A 6,958-nucleotide genomic window follows, 5' to 3' on the forward strand; every position below is an offset into this window, starting at 1 on the left:
CTCGCCGTCCTTGTTTATCAGGGCGACGCCGCCCGTAGGGGTGTTGTTCGCAAAGGTGCAGTTAACCGCCGAGATGGCGCCGTTGTTGTTGTAGACAGCGCCGGATGAAAGGTTGCCCGAGAAGGTGCAGTTGACCAGCTCCAGGTCGCCTTGGTTGCGCACCGCGCTTCCCTCCGCGGAGGCTTTATTGTTGCTGAACTCGCACCTCTCGCAGCGGACTGTCGCCTGCGCCAGGACGACCAGCGCGCCTCCCGCGCCCCCGCTCTCGCTATCGCTGATGAATGAGCAGTCCAGAAGTGCAGCGCTCCCCTCCTGGATGAAAAAGCCTCGTCCCTCAGTGGCCGTGTTGCCGTCGAAGACGCAGTTCACGAACCTCGGCGATCCCTTTTTACAGAACACGGCGCCGCCCTTCCTCGCCTTGTTATTCAGGAATAGGCAGTTCGAGACGGTCGGGGCGCCGTCCTCGATGTAGACGCCGCCGCCGCTGTTATACGATGGCGGGTGGTTTCTGGCGTCTCCGTTCATGACACGCACTCCGTCGAGCACCGTGGTCTCGTCGGCGTCCTCGGCTATGGTCACCGCGTTGCAGGAGAGTTCGTTGCCGCTGAGGACCGTCACGTGAGCGGAGGGGTCGCGCTCGTCCCTGCTGGACTCATCGCCCTTGAACCCTCCGTAGATCGACACACCCTTGCGGAGGCGAAATGTCGAAGGGCCGCCCCCGCTTCTTCTGATGTTGTAAACGCCGCCTGCCAGCCAGAATTCTACATCCTTTACGCTTTCGTCCGATAACCGGGCGAGCAGCTCGTCCCTGTTGAGCGCCCTCTCCCAGGAAGACCCGTCCCTTGGGGATACCTTGCCGCCGGCCTTGGTCACCCGTATCGCTGTCGCCGCCTCGGAGCCCGCGGCCGTACACACAAAAAAAAGCGCCGCCAGCAGAAAGGCCAGGCGACGATTACGAAGGCGCAAGCTAAAACCCCCTTTTACGATGAAATTCTACGACGAGTCACGGCAAGGCGAGCCAACGCCTGACATGATTATAGCAGCGGCAAGGTTTTTTTCAAAACCCGGTGGGCGGCTCTTTGGGAACGACCGGATATTGTCTTCCCGCACGACCAACGGGAGGAGGGACCTCGGTTTTTTCAGCCATTAACCCGAGATCCTTCCTCCGCTTCGCTCCTTCAGGATGACACAACCCTTGGCGGTCGTCAGGATGACGATACCTCGTCGTCCCCCACCGCCCCGCGACATCGCCTGCTGATTGACTTTCCCGCGGCCGAGCAATATTATTACTCGCAGAACCAAAATACCCGTCTGCGAGGTCCGCCATGAGCATATCAAAGTCTGTATTCATCCCGGAGACCGCTGTCATCGGTCATAACGTTGTGATCGAGGACGGAGTCGAGATCGGCCCCGGCGTCGAGATCGGGCACAATGCGGTCGTCAGGAGCGGCGTCCTCATCGGCGAGGGCTCGAAGATCCTCGACGGCGTGGTGCTCGGCAAGCTGCCGGCGAAGGCGTCCCTGTCGGCCACCACGGGCGAGGCGCGCGAACTGCCTCCGCTCGTCATCGGGCGAGGCGTCACCATAGGCGCGAACTGCGTCGTCTATCGGGGGGCCGTCCTCGGCGACGGAGTGTTCGTCGGCGACCTCGCGTCCATACGAGAGGACGTGACCGTCGGCGAGCTCACGATAATCGGCCGCGGCGCGACCATCGAGAACAAAACCGCCATCGGGCGAAGGTGCAAGATCGAGACGGAGGTCTACATAACCGCCATGTCTGCGATTGAGGACTACTGCTTCATCGCCCCGTGCGTCGCCTTCACCAACGACAACTACCTCGGGCGCACGGAGGAGCGCAAAAAGCACTTTGGCGGCCCTACCCTGAGGCGAGGCGCGCGCATAGGCGCCAATGCCACACTGCTCCCCGGCGTGACGATCGGCGAGGACGCCCTCGTCGCAGCGGGGAGCCTGGTGACGAAGGACGTGCCTCCGCGGATGATCGTGCTCGGAGTGCCCGCGCGAGTCCTGCGGCCCGTGCCGGAAGAGCAGCTGATAGAGAATCAAGTATTCTTCAAAGGATAGAGGGTGCCAAAATGAACCTTATGGAGAAGATCGCCACCAAGAGGGCGGTAGTGGGAGTGGTCGGGCTCGGCTACGTGGGCCTTCCCCTCGCGGTGGAGAAGGCACGGGCGGGCTTCACCGTCATCGGCTTCGACGTGCAGGAGGAGAAGTGCGCCAAGGTCAACCGGGGGGAGAACTACATCGGCGACGTGGTGCCGGAGGAGCTCGCGCGGCTGGTGGAGAACGGACATCTCTCCGCGACGGCAGACTTCTCGCGCCTTAACGAGTGCGATGTGATCGCGATATGCGTCCCCACACCGCTCGACCGCTACAAGCAGCCGAACATGACCTACGTCGAGTCATCGGCGCGCACGATCGCCGAGCATGCTCGCCCCGGAATGCTAGTGGTGCTTGAGTCCACCACCTGGCCCGGCACCACGGAGAGCATCCTCAAGCCCGTGTTCGAGAAACGCGGCTTCGCCATCGGGCGAGACCTGCACCTCGCCTTCTCCCCCGAGCGAGTGGACCCCGGCAACCTGCTATACAAGACCAAGAACACCCCAAAGGTCGTCGGCGGCTGCACCCCCGCGTGCACCGAGGCCGCCCGAGCCCTGTACGAGGCGGTGCTGGAGGCTCCGGTGTTTACCGTCTCCTCCCCCAAGGAGGCGGAGATGACCAAAATCCTGGAGAACACCTTCCGCATCGTCAACTGCGCCCTCGCCAACGAGATGGCCGTCATCTGCCACAAGATGGGCGTCAACGTCTGGGAGGTGATAGCCGCGGCCGCGACCAAGCCCTTCGGCTTCGTCCCCTTCTACCCCGGCCCCGGAGTGGGCGGCCACTGCATCCCCATCGACCCCTACTTCCTGACGTGGAAGGCCCGCGCCCACGACTACCACACCCGACTGATCGAGATGGCCGGCGACATCAACGACGAGATGCCCGCCTACGTCGTCTCGCGCCTGCAGGATCTGCTCAACGACAGGTGCAAGCCGATGAAGGGCAGCCGAGTGTTGCTGCTGGGCATAGCCTACAAGGGCGACATAGACGACCTGCGCGAGTCCCCCGCCCTCAAGGTGTGGGACGAGCTGGAGCGAAAGGGCGCGACCGTGCACTTCTTCGACCCGTACATCCCGAAGGCGACCCGCCCGGACGGAGTGAAGCTCTCGATAGAGCCGACCGCCGAGCTGTTGGCCTCATTCGATGCGGCGGTGGTGACGGCAGCCCACAGAAAGGGCGTGGACTACGCTCTGGTGGCGGACAACGTACCCTTGATCCTGGACACGAAGAACATCTACGCCGGGGAGAAGAGGGAGAATGTGGTGCTGCTGTAGTTGGAGTCCGCAAATTCAAAGGAGCTGTAAGCCTGGGGTCTGTAATCCCGAGAAAGCGCAGGCCCGGTTCTGTCATCCCGAGGCAGGTTCATCGCCGAGGGATCTCGATTCTAACGCACGTTCAACCCTGAGATCCCTCCCCTCCCCTCGTCGCTACGCTTCTCGGGATAGCGAACGACTAGGCTCGCTGCGCTGCGCCTGTCGCCTGCTTACGTCGCTGTGCTCCTCGGGATAGCGATCGACACGAACGGTAAAAGCGTCCGTTCGGTCGCCTGCTTACCTCCTGCTGGTCGTCGGGATGACAGCAGAGACAGCTCTGGAAGACAGCAAGGGCTGGTCGTCAGGACGACAATACACAAGGAGTTATATCAATGAAAACAATCATCTCCCTCGTGGGCGCGCGCCCGCAGTTCGTCAAGGAGGCCGTCGTGGGCGCCGAGGCCCGCCGCCGCGGCGCGTGGAGGCACGTCCTCGTCCATTCCGGCCAGCACTACGACGCCAACATGTCCGACATCTTCTTCGCCGAGCTGGAGATGAAGCAGCCCGATCACTTCCTCGGAGTCGGCTCCGGCACCCACGGGGTCCAGACCGCCGACGTCCTGGCGAAGTTCGAGGCCCTGCTCATGCGGGCGAAGCCCGACACAGTCCTCGTCTACGGCGACACCAACACCACTCTCGCCGGGGCGCTCGCCGCCGTCAAGCTAAAAATCCCGGTCGCCCACGTCGAGGCCGGAATCCGCCAGCATCCCAAAGACATGCCCGAGGAGATAAACCGCGTGCTCACCGACCGCATCTCCGCGCGCCTGTTCTGCTGCTCCGAGCTCGCAGCGCGCAACCTCGCCGACGAGGGCATGACTACCGGCGTCACGGTGCCCGGCGACGTTATGTACGATCTCTACCTAAAGATGGCACCCCGCCTGGACCCGGACGAGGCCCGAACCCGCCTAGGCCTCGACGAAGGCGGCTACATCGTCGCCACCATCCACCGCGACTTCAACACCGACGATCCGAAAACCCTCGCCGGAATCCTCGACGGCCTGAACCGCGCGCACAGGGAGAGCGGCCTTGAAGTCCTGCTCCCCCTTCACCCGCGCACCAGCAAGCGCGTCGCCGAGTTCGGCCTGGAGGAGGGCCTGACGAATCTCCGCGTAGTCGAGCCCATCGGCTATCTTGACCTGATGTCGCTGACACAGCACTGCGCCGCAGTGGTCACCGACAGCGGCGGATACCAGAAGGAGGCCTACTACGCTGGAAAACGCGCCGTCGTGCTGATGCCCGACACCGGCTGGCGCGAACTGACCGACGCCGGGTGGAACCTCCTATGCCCCCCGGACGCCGAACGCATCGCACGCGCGGTCGCAGAGGCACTCGCCCCGGCTCCCCGCCCCGAAAACATATACGGCGCAGGCGACGCGGGAGAGCGCATAGTCGAGAGCTTGGCGGAGTGACCGGTAGAGTCGGCGGCCAGGGACGTGCCGCATAAGCGACGGAGGGACCTAGATTTTATGGAGAAAACATAACCAGTTGCATTTCGCGCATTAATCCCGTGCGCCGAAATATTTTCGGAACCACTGGACATGCTTTGTTATCTTGGGCGAACCAAAAAATATAGCCAACTCCCCCAATAAGACGAAATCAAGGCCCGCCGCTTCATCCTCGTCAATTCTCAGGTCTTCGAAAAAGAAATCCTTCCAAAGGGAGTAGTTGGGCGGGGTGTATCTGGTTGTGTACAGCAGATCAAGAAGCGCCTTCTCCCTGGCCGCTATTATGTAGCCGGGAGGGCCGGTCACCCTGTTCGTTCCCCTGAAGACAAGGTTGGCAGGAAGCCTCTGCCAATGGATGCCCCCGTAAGGGGTGTCCAGACTGCTGCTCCTCCTTGAGCTTACAGCCGTCACAGAGACCACGGCATCTGGAATCAGCCCCGCCTCGAACAGCACAAGGCTGCCTGAAACCGCCGCCGGCCCGTTGATATTGCAGGCAAGATAGCGCAGCGAGGGCTCTCTCTTTCGCAGAAGAGGGCCAAGGCAGTACCAGTTCTTCTTCAGCCTTTCTATGTACCCAGCTGAGATCAGCCCCTCGATCTTCTGCCAGATATTTACATACCCGGCCTCCCTAAGCCTGTTTTGAAGCACCCATCCGGGAATCTCGGGCTCCAGGCCTGCCAGCAGCTCCAAATCCGTCATTTTATCGTCATCTTCTCCATGGTTTCGTTTTTAAACGCGTAACATCTGTTTTCTAGATTTTACACTACATAAAAAGGAAATGCCATGAGACAAAACGACGAAACTCACGAACGATGTTTCTCCACCCCGTTTTTCGAAAGAATAAACCTGCGGGCGGCGTCAACAACCTTCTCCTTTTGCAGTAGGAACAACTCGGAGCTCCAGGCGGCCAAAGCGCTCTTTTCAAGGCTGTCCGTCATAAATACAGTGACATCCCGCAGTACCTCTTTGACGTCTACCGTCGCCGCTCTTTTTTCATATAGTTCACCCAGCAGCTCGGGGCTTAGCTGTTCATCGGAAGCAAGAGTACCCTTTGCCTTCAGCCGTTTTTCAAGCCAGTGCAGGTTGAGTTCAGTTCCCTTTCGCAGATACCACAATAAATCGTACCAGTCCCGGCCTTTGACGCGCTTGGCGCCCCACTGGCGGTGTATTATGGCATCCATTTTGCCTGCGAAACTGGAGGACAAGCGGCATATCCGGACGGGATACTGAAATGGAAACGAGCCGTACAATGTCTCGGTCTCCGGCGCAAGGGCGAATTGTGTTTTCTCGGTGTCAATCTTCACCCTTAAACTTTCCGACCTGCTGATCGGCAGGACAATGCTTCCTGCGGCAATATCCCCCGCCCGGCTCTTCACATTGAATTTTACTTGCCCAATTCCAAGCTCCTCAAAAAAGCGGGAAAGAGATTCTCTGTAAGGTAAAAGAGCGAAATCGAGAGCAGCCGAAACCACTGTGAAGTCAAGATCCTCTGAAAACCTTGGCAGGTCGTGAAATATGCGCAGGGATGTACCTCCGAACATCGCGGCATGCCTAAAAAAATCAGTCCGCAACGAGAGTCCCATCAATATGAGATTCTGGAATTTTTCCAGCGCAATGAACTTCTCGCCTGCTGCCATGTGATTTTTTAGCTCTTCAAAAATTGTACTCACCTGCCAGTCGCAAAGCAAAGAACAGATGCGCGCATCGCGCCCGCCCAGCTTTATCATAAACACCGGTGCACCTATTATAATGGATACTGATGTTGCGCAAGGGATCCACGAGACTGATAACGCTGCGATACTTGTCGTCCCGAACGAGCGGAGCGAGGAGGGACCTGCTCTTGTCATCCCGAGGCAGGTTTATCGCCGAGGGATCTGGTTTTGCGGTTATGCAGGATCGAGATCCCTCCTCCCGTTGGTCGTCGGGATGACAGCAGGGGCCGGTCATCCCCGACGAACGTGGCCATACTTGTCGTCCCGAACGGCGCGCAGCCATTCCCGTCGTCCCGAACGGCGCGCAGCGCCGGAGGGACCTCGCCCCCGTCATCCCGAGGCAGGTTCATCGCCGGAGGGACCTCGCC

Annotated in this window: 6 protein-coding genes; 3 read left to right on the top strand and 3 right to left on the bottom strand. The window is 60.3% G+C overall.

Features of this window, described 5'->3' with window-relative positions:
* On the bottom strand, positions 1-966 hold a 966-nt coding region (locus GX181_05360), incomplete at its 3' end, for a right-handed parallel beta-helix repeat-containing protein (protein ID NLM71368.1).
* A 359-nt stretch (positions 967-1,325) separates the two neighbouring features.
* Here GX181_05360 and GX181_05365 point away from each other — a divergent pair.
* The 3 genes from GX181_05365 (at position 1,326) to wecB (ending at position 4,842) form a co-directional block, all read left to right on the top strand.
* A complete protein-coding gene (locus tag GX181_05365; protein NLM71369.1) occupies positions 1,326-2,081 on the top strand; it encodes an N-acetyltransferase in 756 nt (251 codons plus the stop codon).
* A gap of 11 nt (positions 2,082-2,092) precedes the next feature.
* A complete protein-coding gene (locus GX181_05370; GenBank protein ID NLM71370.1) occupies positions 2,093-3,394 on the top strand; it encodes a nucleotide sugar dehydrogenase in 1,302 nt (433 codons plus the stop codon).
* A gap of 371 nt (positions 3,395-3,765) precedes the next feature.
* A complete protein-coding gene (gene wecB, locus GX181_05375) occupies positions 3,766-4,842 on the top strand; it encodes a UDP-N-acetylglucosamine 2-epimerase (non-hydrolyzing) (GenBank protein ID NLM71371.1) in 1,077 nt (358 codons plus the stop codon).
* Between the two features lie 90 nt (positions 4,843-4,932).
* Here wecB and GX181_05380 read toward each other — a convergent pair whose 3' ends face one another.
* Positions 4,933-5,568, bottom strand: a complete 636-nt coding sequence (locus tag GX181_05380; GenBank protein ID NLM71372.1) for a hypothetical protein — start codon at positions 5,566-5,568, stop codon at positions 4,933-4,935.
* A 113-nt stretch (positions 5,569-5,681) separates the two neighbouring features.
* Positions 5,682-6,605: a nucleotidyl transferase AbiEii/AbiGii toxin family protein gene (locus GX181_05385; protein ID NLM71373.1), complete on the bottom strand. Its 924-nt coding sequence runs from the start codon at positions 6,603-6,605 to the stop codon at positions 5,682-5,684.
* Positions 6,606-6,958: the final 353 nt, after the last annotated feature.

This window comes from Synergistaceae bacterium (assembly GCA_012521675.1).
Lineage (GTDB): Bacteria > Synergistota > Synergistia > Synergistales > Aminobacteriaceae > JAAYLU01.

Excerpts from the sequence above, each read along its gene's own strand:
- GX181_05365 (NLM71369.1), top strand. The coding sequence starts at position 1,326 with ATGAGCATATCAAAGTCTGTATTCATCCCGGAGACCGCTGTCATCGGT.
- wecB (NLM71371.1), top strand. The coding sequence starts at position 3,766 with ATGAAAACAATCATCTCCCTCGTGGGCGCGCGCCCGCAGTTCGTCAAG.
- GX181_05385 (NLM71373.1), bottom strand. The coding sequence starts at position 6,605 with ATGATAAAGCTGGGCGGGCGCGATGCGCGCATCTGTTCTTTGCTTTGC.
- GX181_05370 (NLM71370.1), top strand. The coding sequence starts at position 2,093 with ATGAACCTTATGGAGAAGATCGCCACCAAGAGGGCGGTAGTGGGAGTG.